General features: G+C 67.7%; 18 protein-coding genes. 11 read left to right on the top strand and 7 right to left on the bottom strand.

All coding sequences use genetic code 11. The features are described 5' to 3' along the window. Positions 1 to 7 precede the first annotated feature (7 nt). Positions 8 to 976 (bottom strand): LysR family transcriptional regulator, encoded by a 969-nt coding sequence (locus KW836_RS10110; RefSeq protein ID WP_218343142.1) that lies wholly within the window; start codon positions 974 to 976, stop codon positions 8 to 10. A 111-nt stretch (positions 977 to 1,087) separates the two neighbouring features. On the opposite strand from KW836_RS10110, the gene KW836_RS10105 reads away from it, so the two are divergent. The 7 genes from KW836_RS10105 to KW836_RS10075 all read left to right on the top strand — a co-directional run bounded on the left by KW836_RS10105 (position 1,088) and on the right by KW836_RS10075 (position 7,073). Further along, entirely contained in the window at positions 1,088 to 2,923 is a 1,836-nt protein-coding gene (locus KW836_RS10105) for a gamma-glutamyltransferase family protein (RefSeq protein WP_218343141.1), read from the top strand. A gap of 57 nt (positions 2,924 to 2,980) precedes the next feature. Beyond that, on the top strand, positions 2,981 to 3,955 hold the full coding sequence (locus KW836_RS10100) for a tripartite tricarboxylate transporter substrate binding protein (RefSeq protein WP_218343140.1): 975 nt from the start codon (positions 2,981 to 2,983) through the stop codon (positions 3,953 to 3,955). Then, positions 3,952 to 4,458 (top strand): GAF domain-containing protein, encoded by a 507-nt coding sequence (locus tag KW836_RS10095; RefSeq protein ID WP_218343139.1) that lies wholly within the window; start codon positions 3,952 to 3,954, stop codon positions 4,456 to 4,458. Before KW836_RS10100 ends, KW836_RS10095 begins: the two co-directional genes overlap by 4 nt. A gap of 341 nt (positions 4,459 to 4,799) precedes the next feature. Continuing rightward, complete coding sequence (locus KW836_RS10090; RefSeq protein ID WP_218343138.1) at positions 4,800 to 5,252, top strand: GFA family protein; 453 nt, start codon at positions 4,800 to 4,802, stop codon at positions 5,250 to 5,252. 36 nt (positions 5,253 to 5,288) lie between these two features. Beyond that, a complete protein-coding gene (locus KW836_RS10085) occupies positions 5,289 to 5,828 on the top strand; it encodes an SRPBCC family protein (protein ID WP_218343137.1) in 540 nt (179 codons plus the stop codon). Positions 5,829 to 6,362: 534 nt separating this feature from the next. Then, a complete protein-coding gene (infA, locus tag KW836_RS10080; RefSeq protein ID WP_056570934.1) occupies positions 6,363 to 6,626 on the top strand; it encodes a translation initiation factor IF-1 in 264 nt (87 codons plus the stop codon). 159 nt (positions 6,627 to 6,785) lie between these two features. Further along, positions 6,786 to 7,073: a hypothetical protein gene (locus KW836_RS10075; RefSeq protein WP_175125861.1), complete on the top strand. Its 288-nt coding sequence runs from the start codon at positions 6,786 to 6,788 to the stop codon at positions 7,071 to 7,073. A gap of 77 nt (positions 7,074 to 7,150) precedes the next feature. Here the strand turns inward: KW836_RS10075 and KW836_RS10070 are convergent, their stop codons facing one another. From KW836_RS10070 to mog, 3 genes are all read right to left on the bottom strand, one after another. Further along, positions 7,151 to 8,017 carry a peptidoglycan DD-metalloendopeptidase family protein gene (locus tag KW836_RS10070; RefSeq protein WP_218343136.1) on the bottom strand — a complete coding sequence of 289 codons (867 nt, stop codon included), beginning with the start codon at positions 8,015 to 8,017 and terminating at the stop codon, positions 7,151 to 7,153. A 5-nt stretch (positions 8,018 to 8,022) separates the two neighbouring features. Next, a complete protein-coding gene (locus KW836_RS10065) occupies positions 8,023 to 8,361 on the bottom strand; it encodes a hypothetical protein (RefSeq protein ID WP_175125859.1) in 339 nt (112 codons plus the stop codon). A gap of 137 nt (positions 8,362 to 8,498) precedes the next feature. Then, entirely contained in the window at positions 8,499 to 9,131 is a 633-nt protein-coding gene (gene mog / locus KW836_RS10060) for a molybdopterin adenylyltransferase (RefSeq protein WP_218343135.1), read from the bottom strand. Between the two features lie 390 nt (positions 9,132 to 9,521). Between mog and KW836_RS10055 the strand changes: the two genes are divergently transcribed. The 4 genes from KW836_RS10055 (at position 9,522) to KW836_RS10045 (ending at position 13,092) form a co-directional block, all read left to right on the top strand. Then, positions 9,522 to 10,646, top strand: coding sequence for a D-alanyl-lipoteichoic acid biosynthesis protein DltD (locus tag KW836_RS10055; RefSeq protein ID WP_218343134.1), 1,125 nt, complete (start codon positions 9,522 to 9,524; stop codon positions 10,644 to 10,646). Beyond that, complete coding sequence (locus KW836_RS27840) at positions 10,643 to 10,768, top strand: hypothetical protein (protein ID WP_255595213.1); 126 nt, start codon at positions 10,643 to 10,645, stop codon at positions 10,766 to 10,768. Before KW836_RS10055 ends, KW836_RS27840 begins: the two co-directional genes overlap by 4 nt. Before the next feature lie 83 nt (positions 10,769 to 10,851). Further along, entirely contained in the window at positions 10,852 to 12,327 is a 1,476-nt protein-coding gene (locus tag KW836_RS10050) for an inorganic phosphate transporter (protein WP_175125856.1), read from the top strand. 108 nt (positions 12,328 to 12,435) lie between these two features. After that, on the top strand, positions 12,436 to 13,092 hold the full coding sequence (locus KW836_RS10045; RefSeq protein ID WP_175186246.1) for a DsbA family protein: 657 nt from the start codon (positions 12,436 to 12,438) through the stop codon (positions 13,090 to 13,092). Positions 13,093 to 13,101: 9 nt separating this feature from the next. On the opposite strand, the gene KW836_RS10040 is transcribed toward KW836_RS10045, so the two are convergent. The 3 genes from KW836_RS10040 to KW836_RS10030 are packed head-to-tail and all read right to left on the bottom strand — an operon-like array spanning position 13,102 to position 14,824. Beyond that, positions 13,102 to 13,713, bottom strand: coding sequence for a glutathione S-transferase family protein (locus KW836_RS10040; RefSeq protein WP_175138198.1), 612 nt, complete (start codon positions 13,711 to 13,713; stop codon positions 13,102 to 13,104). Positions 13,714 to 13,757: 44 nt separating this feature from the next. Next, positions 13,758 to 14,105: an AzlD domain-containing protein gene (locus tag KW836_RS10035; RefSeq protein ID WP_218343133.1), complete on the bottom strand. Its 348-nt coding sequence runs from the start codon at positions 14,103 to 14,105 to the stop codon at positions 13,758 to 13,760. Further along, on the bottom strand, positions 14,102 to 14,824 hold the full coding sequence (locus KW836_RS10030; protein ID WP_370632998.1) for an AzlC family ABC transporter permease: 723 nt from the start codon (positions 14,822 to 14,824) through the stop codon (positions 14,102 to 14,104). The genes KW836_RS10035 and KW836_RS10030 overlap by 4 nt, the downstream gene beginning before the upstream one ends. Positions 14,825 to 14,862: the final 38 nt, after the last annotated feature.

Genomic DNA, 14,862 nt, shown 5'->3' with positions numbered 1-14,862 from the left:
CCTGGCGTTATCTGCCCTCGACTCCCGCCTGCGCAGGCGCCGCCGCATTCGCGCACAAGTCCAGCAGAATGTCGGAAAACTGCGATTCCGCCGTCAGCGCCTGTTCCCGCTTCCGCCGGATCAGGTTGATCGGCGGCAGCTCCCAGCCGAAATCCCATGGCACCATGCCCAGCCTGCCGCGCTGGCACAGTTCGCGTGCGATGTCCTCGGGCACCACCGAGATCGACGACTCGTTCAGCGACAGGATGCCCTCGATCACGTCCGTGGAGTAGGCCTCCAGCACCGGCGACGGCGGCTGCAGCCCGGCGCGGATGAAATGCTCCACGATCAATTGCCGCGTCGGCGTGTTGGCCGCCGGCAGCACCCAGTCCAAGGCCGCGACGGCAGCCCAGTCCGGCTTGCGCCGCGCCAGCCGCTGGGCCAGCCTGCCATGCGCTATAAGACGGGGCCGCTGGCGATACAGCACGCGATGCATCAGGTCTTCGTGCATCACCGTGGACGTGGCGCGGCTGATGATGCAATCCAGTTCGTGCTGGCGCAGCATCGGCACCAGGTGATCCGTCGTGGCGCGGTGCAGGCTCAGCGTCACGCCGTGGCGCTGATGCAGGCGGCTGATGGCGGCGGTCAGCAAGGCGCTGGACACGTACGGCACCACCCCCACGTGCAGATGCGCCGACCGTCCGGCATGCAGCGCCTCGACCTCCCGCTCCCACAGATCCAGGTCACTGAGCATGTGCCGCGCGCGCACCAGCGCCAGATTGCCCAGGGCGGTCGGCTGCAACCCGCTGCCCGTACGCAGGAACAGCGGCGCGCCAAAAATGTCCTCCATTTCGGCCAGCGCCTTGGTCACCGCAGGTTGGCTGATGCCGGTCTGCGCGGCGACGCGCGTCAGCGATTTATGGCGGTCGATGTTGACCAGCAGCGTCAGATGACGGTGCTTGAGTCGGTTGGCAAGACGGACGGCATCCGGGCTCATGGCAGTTTTCTCTATAACCACTTGGTTATGCAATTATGCCCACAAAGATAAAACCAGTTATTTCAGGACCCTATACTGCTTGCATCCTTTTCTGCCTTGCGGACCCGCCCGATGAATCCGTCCTTCACCACCCGACCTGAAATACGCGGCACATTCGGCGTGGTGTCGTCCACGCACTGGCTGGCGTCGCAAGTGGCCATGAGCGTGCTGGAACGGGGCGGCAATGCCTACGACGCCGCCGTGGCCGGCGGTTTTGTGCTGCAGATTGTCGAACCGCACCTGAACGGGCCGGGCGGCGAAGTCCCCATCCTGTTCTGGAGCGAGCGCGAGCAACGCATGCGCGCACTGTGCGGACAGGGTCCGGCGCCCGCGCTGGCGACGCCGGCGTACTTTCGCAAGATGGGGCTGGACCTGGTGCCGGGAATCGGCCTGCTGCCCGCGACGGTGCCCGGCGCGTTCGGCGCCTGGCTGACGCTGCTGCGCGACTACGGCACGTGGGAGCTGGCCGACGTGCTGCAGCCGGCCATCGGCTATGCGCGCGACGGATTTCCGCTGGTGCCGCGGATCTCGCAGGCGATTCTGGCGGTGCAGGCGCTGTTCCGGGACGAATGGAAGAGTTCGGGCGACGTCTGGCTGCCGGGCGGCCGCGTGCCCGCCCCCGACGCGCTGTTCCGCACGCCCGCCATCGCAACCACCTACACCCGCATCCTGGATGAAGCGCACGCCGCCAGCACCGACCGGCGCGGCCGCATCGACGCCGCGCTGGACCTCTGGTATCGCGGTTTCGTGGCCGACGCCATCGACAGCTTCTATACGAACGAGGCCGTGCTCGACACCACGGGGCAGCGCAACCCCGGGCTGCTGCGCAAATCGGACCTGGCCGACTGGCGCGCCACGTACGACGAACCGCTGACCACGCAATATGGCCGCTACACGGTGGCCAAATGCGGTGTGTGGTCGCAAGGGCCGGTGCACCTGCAACAGCTCGCGCTGCTGCGCCATCTGGACGTCGACAAACTGGACCCGCTGTCGCCGCAGTTCGTGCACCGCATCGCCGAGGCCGCCAAGCTGGCATTCGCCGACCGCACCGCCTGGTATGGCGATCCCGATCACGTCCAGGTGCCGCTCGCGGCCCTGCTCAGCGACGACTATGCGCGAGCGCGCGCCGCCGGCATCGGCGAACGCGCCTCGGCCACGCTGCAGCCCGGCAGTCCCGGCGGACTTGCGCCGCGCCTGCCCGACCTGGATGCCGCGATCCGCACGCTGGCCGCGTCGGACACGCGCTACGGCGTGGGCGAACCGACCTTTGCCGCGTTGCCGCCCGTCTCGGAGTGGGCGACGCGCGAGCTGTTCGTGGGCGACACCTGCCAGATCGACGTCATCGACCGCGACGGCAACATGGTGGCCGCCACACCATCGGGCGGCTGGCTGTCGTCCAGCCCCGTCGTGCCCGAGCTGGGCTTTTCGCTGACGACCCGTCTGCAGATGACCTGGCTGGACGACGGCGTGCCGGGCCAGTTGCAGCCGGGCAAGCGTCCCTGCACCACACTGTCGCCCGGCCTGGCGCTGCGCGACGGGCTGCCGTACATGGCATTCGGCACGCCCGGCGGCGACCAGCAGGACCAATGGACCGTCGCATTCTTTCTGCGGCATGCCATGGGCATGAACCTGCAGGCGGCCATCGACGCGCCGTCCTGGCACATTGATCACTTTCCCGGCTCGTTCTGGCCGCGTTCGCAGACGCTGAACCGGCTGACGGTGGAATCGCGCATGCCCGCCGCCACGCTGGACGCGCTGCGCGCCGCCGGCCACGACGTCAAGGTCGGGCCGGACTGGTCCGAAGGCCGCATCAGCGCCTGCACGCGCGAGCCGGCCGCGGGCGGACAGATGCTGCTGCGCGCGGCGGCCAATCCCCGCGGAATGCAGGGCTACGCCGTCGGCCGCTGAATCGATTTTCATACGACCGGCTCTCAGAAGCCGGACACAACGCAAGGGGTAAACACCATGACACTGCACTTCAAACGACTGCTGCGCACGTTCGCGCTGGGCCTGGCGATGGCCGCGCCCGCCCTATCGCACGCCGCCTGGCCCGAAAAGCCCATCACGCTGGTCGTGCCGTGGGCCGCCGGCGGATCCACCGACATCCTGGCGCGCGTGCTGTCCGAAGGCCTGACGCAATCGCTGGGCCAGCCGGTCATTGTCGAGAACCGCTCGGGCGCATCGGGCAACATCGGCACGGCCTTCGTCGCACGCGCCAAGCCGGACGGCTACACGCTGCTGGTGGGCTCGATGAGCACGCACACGATGAACCAGGCGCTCTATTCCAACATGCCGTTCGACGGCGTGAAGGACTTCACGCCCATCGCCGAGCTGGCCCTTGTGACCAACACGATGGTGGTGCATCCGTCGGTGCCGGCATCCAACCTGAAGGAATTCATCGCGTACGCGAAGGCCAACCCCGACACCGTGGCGTATGCCTCGGCGGGCCAGGGCTCGACCAACCACCTGAGCGCGGTGCTCTTCGAAAAGGCCGCCGGCGTGAAAATGATGCACATCCCCTATCGCGGCGGTGCGCCTGCGGTTCTGGATACGGTGGCAGGCCGCACGCAGGTGCTGTTCAGCGCCGGCACGCAGACGCTGCCGCACGTGCAGTCGGGCAAGCTCAAGCTGCTGGCCGTCACCGAGGAACAACGCTCGCCGCTGCTGACCGACGTGCCCACCGTGGCCGAAACGCTGCCGGGGTATGAGCTGGCGGTCTGGTACGGGGCGTTCGGTCCGGCCGGCATGCCGCCAGAACTGGCTGCCAGGCTGAACCGCGAGATCAACGTGATCCTCAAGCGGCCCGACGTCATCAAGAAAATGGGCGACATGGGCGTGCTGCTGACCGAAACCACGCCCGAGCAGTTCGGCCAGATCCTGGCGCGCGATGCCGACAAGTACGGCAAGCTGATCAAAGAACTGGGAATCACGGCGGAATGACGGACGCATCTCCCAGCCCGGCGCTGGCCGGCGTGCAGGCCATCGCCCGCGCCTACGCGGACGGCCAGCCGGCCGCCGCCTTCCAGGCAATCGACGACTATGCGCGCCTGCACCTGGCGCACGCGTTGTGCACCGTGAATCGCTACGATGCCGACGCCATGCGCGTGGTGCGCCTGTACAGTTCGAACCCGCAGGCGTACCCGCCGGGCGGCAGCAAGGACAAGACCGGCACGGCATGGGGCCGGCACGTGTTGCTGGAACAGCGGGTGTTCGTGGGCGAGGGAGAGGCGGCCATCCGCGAATTCTTCAACGACCACGATGCGATCCGCAGTCTGGGACTGCAATCGGTCATCAACGTGCCGGTCGCGTATGACGGCGTGTGCCTGGGCACGGTCAACTTCCTGATGCCGCGCCCGGCGGTGTCGGACGACGACATTCACGCGGCGCGCGTGGCGGGTCTGCTGGCGCTGCCGGCGTTCCAGGCGCTGCTGCGGGCGGCGTGAAGGGGGTGGCGCGGATGCCGTGAGGGTTACGGTATCTGCCGCCGACGCCCGCCGTCGGGAACTTCCGCCGTCGGCAACTCCCGCCGCGGGAACGCCCGCCGCGGGAACGCCCGCCACGGCAATCGCCCGCCGCGGGAAAGGCCCGCCCCGGGAAAGGCCCGCCCCGGGAAAGGCCCGCCCCGGGAAAGGCCCGCCCCGGGAAACGCCCGCCCCGGGAAACGCCCGCCCCGGGAAAGGCCCGCCCCGGCAACGATCTGAAAGACATCTGTCACAAATGCCGAAGTCGCGGGACGGCGCCGCAGTTATATTGGACCTATTTCCCCCATTGCCTGGCGCTCATCATGATCAAAGGTTCCTGCCTCTGCGGCCGCGTTGCCTACGAGATCAACGGTCCGCTCACCGATGCCCTCAACTGCCATTGCGTGATGTGCCGCAAGACGCACGGCGCGGCCTTCCGCAGCCGAGCGACGGTCCAGTCGAAGGATTTCGCCTGGACGCAGGGCGAGGACCACGTGACTTGGTACGCGTCGTCGCCCGGCAATTACCGGGGATTCTGCGAGGCTTGCGGCACACCGCTGCTCAGCCGCTTTGACCAGACGCCCGACGTCTACGGCCTGCCGCTCGGCGCGCTGGACGACGATCCGGGCGTCAAGCCCCAGGCGCATTACCACGTCGCCAGCAAGGCGCCGTGGTACGACATCACGGACGCGCTGCCCCAGCACCCCGGCGCCATGGACGAAGCCCCGGAGCACGAGCCGCAGGTATCGCCGCTGACCTTTTCGCACGGAAGATGAACCCACGTCCGGCTCCGGACTTCACAGGAGACTGATATGAGCGACTACGGCGTCGTACTGGACCCGACCACCTTGCAATTCACGCGCAGGCTGCCTGCGAGCGTGCAGGAGGTGTGGGCCTGGCTGACGGAATCCGACAAGCGCGGCCAGTGGCTGGCATTCGGCGACATGGACCTGATGGAGGGCGGCGGCGTCACCCTGCGGTTCCTGCATGCCGACCTGTCCTCCGTGCGCGAACCGACGCCCGAGGCCTACAAGCCCTACGAGGAAGGCCTGACCACGCAGGGCCTGATCACCCGGTGTGAACCGCCGCACGTCCTCAGTTACACCTGGGGCGGCTCGGCGGGCGCCCCGTCCGAAGTGACCTTCGAGGTGTCCCCTGAAGACGACGGCGCGCGGCTGGTGCTTACGCATCGCAAGCTCGCCACGCGGAATGACATGGTGGACGTGGCGGGCGGTTGGCACACGCACTTGAACGTGCTGGCAGCCCGTCTGGCCGGACGCGATCCGGGCCCCTTCTGGTCGGCCAACGCCGCCTGGGAAGCCGAATACCAGCGCCGCATCCCGCGCCGATAGAGTCGTTCAAGCGCAACTATCGCGGCCGAATCCGGGATAAAAGCTGGCTAAACCGCCGGCTTTGCAGTAACATAAACCCGTGATTTTTCCACAAAAACCGGACTTCGGTCATCCTGCGTGCCAACCTGTAGCGCCCGAGAAAGGGCGCTACTGAATGAACGTCAGCGACGCGAACGAGATCCGGTTTTTTATTGGGGCCGCCCCTGTTGGGTGCACCCCGTCACTGCCCAGAACGCCGCTGCAGTCCCCGTGGCACCCGGCGTTGCCGCAGACTCGGCAACCCCGCTTCATCCGGCAAGGTGCCCGCAGCACCCCCGCCGCGACCACAGCGCGCATCGCGCGCACTTACCTCAGGGCGCGAGTATCCGCCATTTCAGACATCCGCCCGGATGCCGTGGCCCATACCCACGCTTGCCCGAACGTTTTTTTGCGTTCAAACCGCTGGACCGGTTTATCCGAGTCCGACGCGCTTGCCGCCTTGCGCGGCGCGACATGCCGCAGGCATGCCTGCGCGTTTTGATCAAGGAGTAGAAGATGGCTAAAGAAGAACTCATCGAATTGGATGGCATTGTTGACGAAGTGCTGCCCGATAGCCGCTACCGCGTCAAACTGGACAACGGCATCGAAGTCGGCGCCTACGCGTCGGGCCGTATCCGCAAGCACCGCATCCGCATCCTCGCGGGCGATCGCGTCACCCTGGAAATGTCACCGTACGACCTGACCAAGGGCCGTATCAATTTCCGCCACAAGGACGAGCGCGCCCCCACGATGCAGCGTCCCCAGCACCACCGCCGCTAAGCCGGCCGCCCGGGCCGGCTTCTTGCCGGCGCCCGGCTCCCTCTTTTCGCGGATCCTTAAGCAGGATTCGCGCACTGCCGTAATGCGTGGATCGCCTGTTCATGAAAGAATGGCGCTCCTCGCCTGGCGCAACGCCAGGCCGGATACGCACGAAGCACGATGGACCTGAAAGAAGAATTGCAAGCCGCCGCAGACCAGCTTGCCCTCTCGCGAAGACGTTTCGCAAAGGGCGAGGAAGGCCTGCGCCTGCTGCGCCAGTCGCGCGAGGCGTTCATCAACAGCCTGCGCAATACCGGCCTGACCTACGCCGAAGCCAAGACCAAGTACGACAACTGCCTGGACGACCAGGAAGCCGGTCAGCGCAACGTGCAACAGCAGATGGAATACGCCGAGCGCATGCACCAGTATGTGCTCAAGCGCATCGCGCTCGAGGCCGAGAAGGCCTGAGCGCCGCCGCCCCGTCAGAGCGGCACTCGTCAGAGCTTGAGCCCGTCAACCCTTGAGCGCGTCAAAGCCCATACGCGTCAGGGCTTGAACGCCCCGATGAAGATCGCCGGATCGATGCGCGCATCGTTCAGGCTGACGTTCCAGTGCAGGTGCGGGCCCGTCGCCCGCCCGGTCGCCCCCACCTTGCCCACCACGCCGCCGCGCGGCACCTCGTCGCCGACCTTCACCGAGATCGCCGACATGTGGCAGAACATGCTGACGAAACCCTGGCCATGGTCCAGGAACACCGTCTTGCCATTGAAGAAATAATCCCCCACCAGCACCACCACCCCGGCCGCCGGCGCCTTGATGGGCGTACCGGCCGGTACGGCGAAATCCAGGCCCGAATGCGGATTGCGTTCCTGGCCGTTGAAGAAGCGGCGCAGGCCAAAGGGGCTGGACAGGCGACCGCCGTCGACCGGACGATCCAGGATCAGGTTGCTGGGCGTGATGCCCGCGCGAAAGCCGCGGTAGGCCTCGACCTGTTCGGCCAGTTCCCGCTCAATGCGCTTGAGGTCGTCCGGATTCGGATCCACCTGACGCCGGTTCTTGAGCGAGATGTGCTGCGCCACGTAATCCTTGGCGCCGACCGTGAACGCCACCTGACGCGTGCCGCCGCCGTCCTTGACCTGCACCTGTTCCTGGCCAGGCTTGACGGTAAGCGGAATGCCGACCACGGCGATCCACTGCTTGCCCGCTTCCCGCACCACCAGCACGGGCCGGTCCAGGTAGGTGACCTGGGGCGCGGCCGCGCCGTCGCCCAGGCTCAGCACGGCCACGCCGCCCGGCACGCGGGCGTCGAGCTTGCGGGTGATGTAACTGGCCTGCTGCGCCCGCGCGGGCCAGGCCAGGCACACGGCAGCGGCGGCCAGCCCGGCGCGCAGGACGTCGCGGCGGTCAACCATGACGTTTACAGGCACAGGTTGGCCGGTTCAATGATGGTCTGGTCGCGGCGGGCAATGCGCGTCGACAGCCGCGCCTCGGTCTTGCCCTTCCAGTGGGTGGTCGTCAGGACGGCCTCGACGCCCAGGCTGCCGTGCAGGACGAGCTCGTACCCGTTGCGCACCGGCTTCTGTTCGAAGTTGACGTCCAGTCCCTTCCAGGCTTCCGCTACGCATTGCGTGTAGTCCTGGGCGGTGCGCTGCGTGGATCCGTAGAACACGGGATCGCGGTCGCGGACGTCTTTGACATTGGCGCAGGCCGTCAGGGCAGCCAGGGCGGTAAGGGACAGGATGGTACGAACCTTCATGACGATGAAAACTCTCGGTCAGCAGGGGTTGATCGGGGCGGCCAACTATACCGCACGGTCTTGGCGGGGCGAGGCCCCGCCATGGTGTGCCGCGACGGCCAGCCACCGCGCAAGGCGATGCGGCGTTGTCGCCCGCGCTACGCTTGCGCGGGCCGCCGGGCGGACTTAGGGCGGAAGGCCGCGATGACCTCGGGGCGCGTTTCGGCGTACGGGCCGCCGATGAGGTCGATGCAATACGGAATGGCAGCGAAGATGCCGGGCACCAGCACGGCCCCGTCGTCGCCCTTGAGTCCTTCCAGCGTCTCGCGGATGGACTTGGGCTGGCCCGGCAGGTTCACGATCAGGGCGGCATGGCCGTCCGTTTCGCGGATGACTGCCACCTGCCGCGACAGGATGGCCGTGGGCACGAAACGCAGGCTGATCTGGCGCATCTGCTCGCCAAAGCCCGGCATTTCCTTGGTGCCGACCGCCAGCGTGGCCTCGGGCGTGACGTCGCGCCGCGCGGGGCCGGTGCCGCCGGTCGTCAGGACGAGGTCGCAGCCGCAGCCGTCGACCAGTTCGATCAGGGTCTCGGAGATGCGGGCGGGCTCGTCGGGAATCAGCCGCTCAACCGCCTGCCACGGCGACACCAGCGCGCCGCCCAGCCATTCGCGCAGCGCGGGCAGCCCCTGATCCTGATAGGCGCCGGTGGAGGCGCGGTCGGAAACGGACACCAGCCCCACGATGAGTTCGTCGGGGTGGCTGCGGGCGATACGGGCAAGGTCGGTCATGGCGAAAGGGGAAATCCGGCGGTGAAGCGCCGCGGCGGCGGCGGCAGGCGGTGCGGCGGGCCAGGGGTCCCGGACGGCGGCGCGACATCGATGCTATCGCATTCTGCTGGCCGGCATGCGGCGGGCGCGGGCGGCGTCTGAGCGGAGTGCGACCGGGGCGGTCCGGAGGGGCCGGAGTGGCCGGGGTGGCTGGGGAGGCTGGGGCGGGCCGGAGTGGACGGAGTGGCTAGGGTGGCTGGGTGGGCCGGGGTGGCCGGGACCAAGTGTCGCAAAAAGGGGAATCGGCGCGCCGCCCAGGGTTTCCCGCGCTTGTTTGCGTCATGGCCGCTGGATAACATCCGCTAACAATACCGCCCCTTTGTCCCGGCGCGACGCATTTTCGGGTTTCCCATGTTCAAACGCACCCTTCGGCAGCACGCGCTTGCCGCGGCGCTGGCCCTGTCCGCCGCGGCCGTGGCCGGCTGGGCGGCCCTGCACACGCTGGCCCTGAAGACCGAACCGGTGCCCGCGGCCGCACCCGGCATCTACATCCCCAACCTGGGCAATACGCTGGACGAACAGACACGCAATCTGTCGCGGCTCAGCCAGGCGCTGCGCACGGGCGACCGCCTGGTGATCCTGGGGTCGTCGGAGCTCACCAGCAACGACCTGCGCTTCGTGCCCTACCGCTTCCTGGCCGACGAACTGCAGATGCCCGTCCTGGCGTACGGCCATTCCGGGTTCCAGTCGCTGGGCATGCAGTTCGTGCTGGCGGCGCTGGCCGATGATCTGTCGCCGGCCTCGCGCGTGGTCGTGATGCTGTCGCCGGGTTGGTTCGACGGAGAGGGCGGATTGGGGCCCGACGAGTTCAAGGAGCACGCCAACCCGCTGCTGCCCCGGCTGCTGCGCCAACCCGATGGCAGGTCCGAAGTCTTGAGGTGGCTGGACGCCAAGGGCGACGCGGGCGTGTACTGGTCGATGGCGGCCGAGCAGGCATACGTGTTCCGTCAACGGCTGGCCAGCCTGTGGGCGCCGGCTTACGCCGCCCCCATTCCCGAACGGGAACGCGAAGGCCCCGCGGCGGCGGCGCGCGTGGTGGACTGGGACGCTTTGGCCGGTCAGGCGCAGGCCGCCGAGCAGGCGCTCATGACGGACAACCGCTACGCCGTGCGTGACGACTTCTTCAACAAGTATCTGCGCAGCATCCCGGAGGGCGGCAAGACCGCCTACCAGCCCCAGCCCCTGACCGGCCGCGACGAATTGCGCGAACTCGACGCCCTGATGGCGCTGCTGCACCAGCATCACGTCAACGCGCTGTTCGTCATGCAGCCGCTGCACCCGATGGTCTTCAACGACCTGGCCCGGTTCGACCCGATACAGCAGCAGGTCGCCGGCCTGTGCCAGCGTTATGCGATGACCTGCATGGACATGTACGACGCGCCCTTCGAGGTCGGCACGCTGCGCGACGTGCAGCATCTGGGCGAGCTGGGCTGGCTGCGCGTCAACCAGAAGATCGCCGAGGTATTCCGCCCATGAAAAGAACGCTGTGGCTCTGCATGCTGTACCTGGGAATCCTGGCCGTGATGGTCATCCAGGCGGATACGTCCGCCAATCTGGGCAAGCCCATGGAGATCGAATTCCAGTATTCGAAGTTCTAAGATTTGGGGGCCGCTTCATTCAGGGACAGGTCATAAATCTGCAATAATCGGGGCATTCTCGCCGGAACCTCGCCCCCTCCCCCATGTTCGACCTCTTCCACGGCCTAGACCTTTGGGTTGGCCTCAGTCTTGTGCTGGCCCTGACATTCGTCCTGGCCTTCGAATTCATCAACGGCTTTCACGACACGGCAAACGCCGTGGCAACGGTCATCTACACCAAGGCCATGCCGCCGCATCTGGCGGTCGTCCTGTCCGGCATCTTCAACTTCCTGGGCGTCCTGCTGGGCGGCGTGGGCGTCGCCTATGCCATCGTCCATCTGCTGCCCGTCGAACTGCTGATCAACGTGGACACCGGCCGCGGGCTGGCAATGGTCTTTGCCATGCTGGCGGCGGCCATCGCCTGGAACCTGGGCACCTGGTACTTCGGCATTCCGGCGTCCAGCTCGCACACGCTGATCGGCTCGATCCTGGGCGTGGGCCTGGCCAATGCGCTGATCACCGACCTGCCGCTGGGCGAAGGCGTGAACTGGGGCAAGGCCATCGACATCGGCCTGTCGCTGGTGGCCTCGCCCATCGCCGGGTTCGCGGTGGCAGGCCTGCTGCTGCTGGCGCTCAAGCGCTGGCTGCCGCTGTCCAAGATGCACAAGACCCCCGAACAGCGCCGCGCCATCGACAACAAGAAGCACCCGCCGTTCTGGAACCGCCTGGTGCTGGTGCTGTCGGCCATGGGCGTGAGCTTCGTGCACGGCTCGAACGACGGCCAGAAGGGCATCGGCCTCATCATGCTGGTGCTGATCGGCATCGTGCCGGCCAACTTCGTGCTGGACACCCACAGCACCACCTACCAGATCGAACGCACCCGCGACGCCGCCAACCACCTGATGGTGTTCTACCAGCGCAACGAAGCGCTGCTGGGCGATTTCCTGGCGCTGCGCCGCGTCGACATCCAGGAAGACCTGCCCGCCAATTTCCGCTGCGACCCCGCCCTGACCGTACCGACCATCATGGCGCTGCAAAAGGACCTGCACGGGGTTTCCAACTACGCCGACCTGTCCGCGCAAAAGCGCATCGACGTGCGCCGCTACCTGCTGTGCCTGGACGACACCGCCAAGAAGGTGGCGCGCCTGGAAGGGCTGCCCGCCCGCGAGGCCGCCGACCTGCAACGCTTGCGCGCGGACCTGACCGCCACCACCGAATACGCGCCCTTCTGGGTGATCGTGGCCGTGGCGCTGGCGCTGGGCGCCGGCACCATGGTCGGCTGGCGCCGCGTGGTTCTGACCGTCGGCGAAAAAATCGGCAAGCAGGGCATGACCTACGCGCAGGGCATGTCGGCGCAGCTGACCGCCGTGGGCGCCATCGGTCTTGCCAACGTCTTCAGCCTGCCGGTGTCCACCACCCACGTGCTGTCCTCGGGCGTGGCGGGCACCATGATCGCCAACAAGACGGGGCTGCAGGGCAACACGGTGCGCAACATCCTGCTGGCCTGGGTGCTGACGCTGCCCGCCTCGATGCTGCTGGCCGCCGGCCTGTTCTGGATCGGCGTACAGATCGCGGGCTGATCGCAGCCTGACCGATTCGGCCGTGCAGGCAATCTGCACGGCCGCTGCAACACTCTGGGTAGCGCGCCGGCCTATGCGCCCGCGCCCGGCGCCGTCTACGATGGCGCCATGACACCCGCATCCCCTACCCTGCATTACATCTTCGATCCGCTTTGCGGCTGGTGCTACGGCGCCGCGCCGCTGGTGGAGGCCGCCCGCGCCGTTCCGGGCCTGAACATCGAGCCGCATGGCGGCGGCATGATGACCGGCAGCAACCGCCAGCCGGTCACCGACGCCCTGCGCCGCTACGTCATGCCGCACGACGAGCGCATTGCGGGCCTCACCGGCCAGCCGTTCGGCGCCGATTACTTCGACGGCCTGCTGCGCGACAGCGGCGCCGTGTTCGATTCCGAACCGCCCACCACCGCCATCCTGGCCGCGCAAACGCTGGCGGGCCGCGGCCTGGACCTGCTGCATCGGCTGCAGCGTGCGCATTACGTGGAAGGCCGGCGCATCGCCGATCCCGCCGTGCTGCGCGCGCTGGCCGTTGAAATCGGCCTGGACGCCGAGGCCTTCGACGCTGCCTACGAACAGGCACAGGGCGCCGAGACTGCCGCCCACATTGCCGCCAGCCGCCGGCTGCTGGCGCAAGTCGGGGGCACGGGCTTTCCGACGCTGGCGCTGGAGCGCAACGGCGCTTTCACGCTGCTGGAACCCAGCCGGTACCTCGGCCGTCCCGAGCAATGGCGCGACCACCTGACGGCGCGCATCCAGGGCGGCGTCTGACGTCGCGGCTCAGGACTCTTCGATATCGCCGTCGCGCTGCAGAGCGCGGTGCATCGCCGGACGCTCACCCAGGCGTTCGGCGTACGCATTGAACACGGGCGTTTCGGGCACGATCTTCATCCGCATCATGTACTGCAGCGAGCCGCCCAGCACGATGTCCACAGCGGAGAACCTGTCGCCCAGGAAAAACGGCCGCGCCTGCAGCACCCGCGTCAGCACCTCTTCGACCTCGTCGGCCGACCCCCATCCCAGCGCGGCCTGATGCGGCGTCTTGAACGCCCGCTCGACCATCGCAGGCTCGAACACGCCCGTGGAATACGCCAGCCACGTCAGATAGGGACCGCGTTGCGGGTCGCCCACGACCGGTCCCAACCCCGCCTGCGGAAACAGGTCGGTCAGGTACACCGCGATGGCGGGCGTTTCAAACACGGGCACGCCGTCATGCACCAGCGCCGGCACCTTGCGGTGCGGATGGATGTCGATGTAATCGGCAGGCATGTGCCCCGTGCTGTCGTGGCCGCGGATCGACACCATCTCGGTGTCGTAGGGCACGCCCAGTTCCTCGAGCAGCCACAGTATCCGGAACGACCGCGAACGCGGTGCGTGGTAGAGCGTAAGCATGGTCGGTCTCCTTGGGGGATCGGACCATTTTGCCCTGCGGGCCGCTACGCCGCCAAGGCCAGCAATATCCCGTATCCGCCCATGCCGAGCAGCACGGCCACGCCCGTGTTGCTGACCAGGCGCGCCGCCACGCCCGTGACGACAAGCCCGCCCACGTACGGCGCCATGTGAGCGGCCTCGTCGGCCGCGCCCAGCAGATCCGGCACGATGACGGCGGCGGCGATGCCCGCCAGCAGCGACGGACCCAGCGCCGACAGCGCCGAGCCCTCGCGGGACAGGTGCCGCAACAGCCGGCTGCGCTCGGACAGCATGAACGGCAGGGCGCGCGTGAGGTAGGTAATGACCGCCATCGCAATGACGGCGCCCCAGAATTCCAATCCGCTGGCGTTCATGCGGGCCTCCTGAATCGATAGGCGGCGCAGCCGATGACGGCGCCTGCCAGGATGGCGAGGCTGGTGTATCCCAGCGCAGCCACCAGTCCGGCGCCGATGACGGCGGCCAGGATGGGCAGTCCCATGCCGCGCCGGGCGCTCTGGCACACCAGCGCCATGAACAGCGCGGGCAGCGCAAAGCGCATGACTTGCGACAGCATCGGATAGTGCCGCTCGAGGCCGTCGCCGGCGTACACGCCCACGGCGGTGCCGGCGATCCACGTCAGCCAGGCGCCCAAGCCCAGCGCGACCATCCAGCCCTGGCGCCGGGCGGGTTCCACGCCCTGCAACCGGTTGAAGGCGGTGGCGAAGACTTCATCGGTCAAAAGAAAAGCAACCTTCAGGCGATCGCGCAGCGCCGCCGGCAAAAAGCGCGACAGCAGCGGGCCATAGAGCAGGTGCCGCGCATTTAGCAGCGAACACAGCGCCACCACCCACAGCCACGGCGTGCCGGCCTTGATGGAGGCCAGCAGCAGGAACTGGCTGGCGCCCGCGTACACCAGCACGGAAATCAGGATGACCTGCAACGGCGTCAGGCCAGCCGCGATACCGGCGATGCCGAACGTCACGGCAACCGGAAAGTAGCCGATCATGACCGGCAGGCAGGATTTCAGGCCATCGATATGCGCGCCGCCGGACGGGGCGCGCGCGGCGGCGGGGGGAGTCTCCAAGGCGCTCATCGCTTTGACTTGTTGCGGCGGGCGCCCATTTTACTCAG

Source organism: Achromobacter sp. ACM05 (assembly GCF_019218915.1).
GTDB lineage: Bacteria > Pseudomonadota > Gammaproteobacteria > Burkholderiales > Burkholderiaceae_B > Achromobacter > Achromobacter animicus.
The sequence above is the reverse complement of the archived record's forward strand: the minus strand, read 5'-3'. Positions and strand labels throughout refer to the sequence as shown.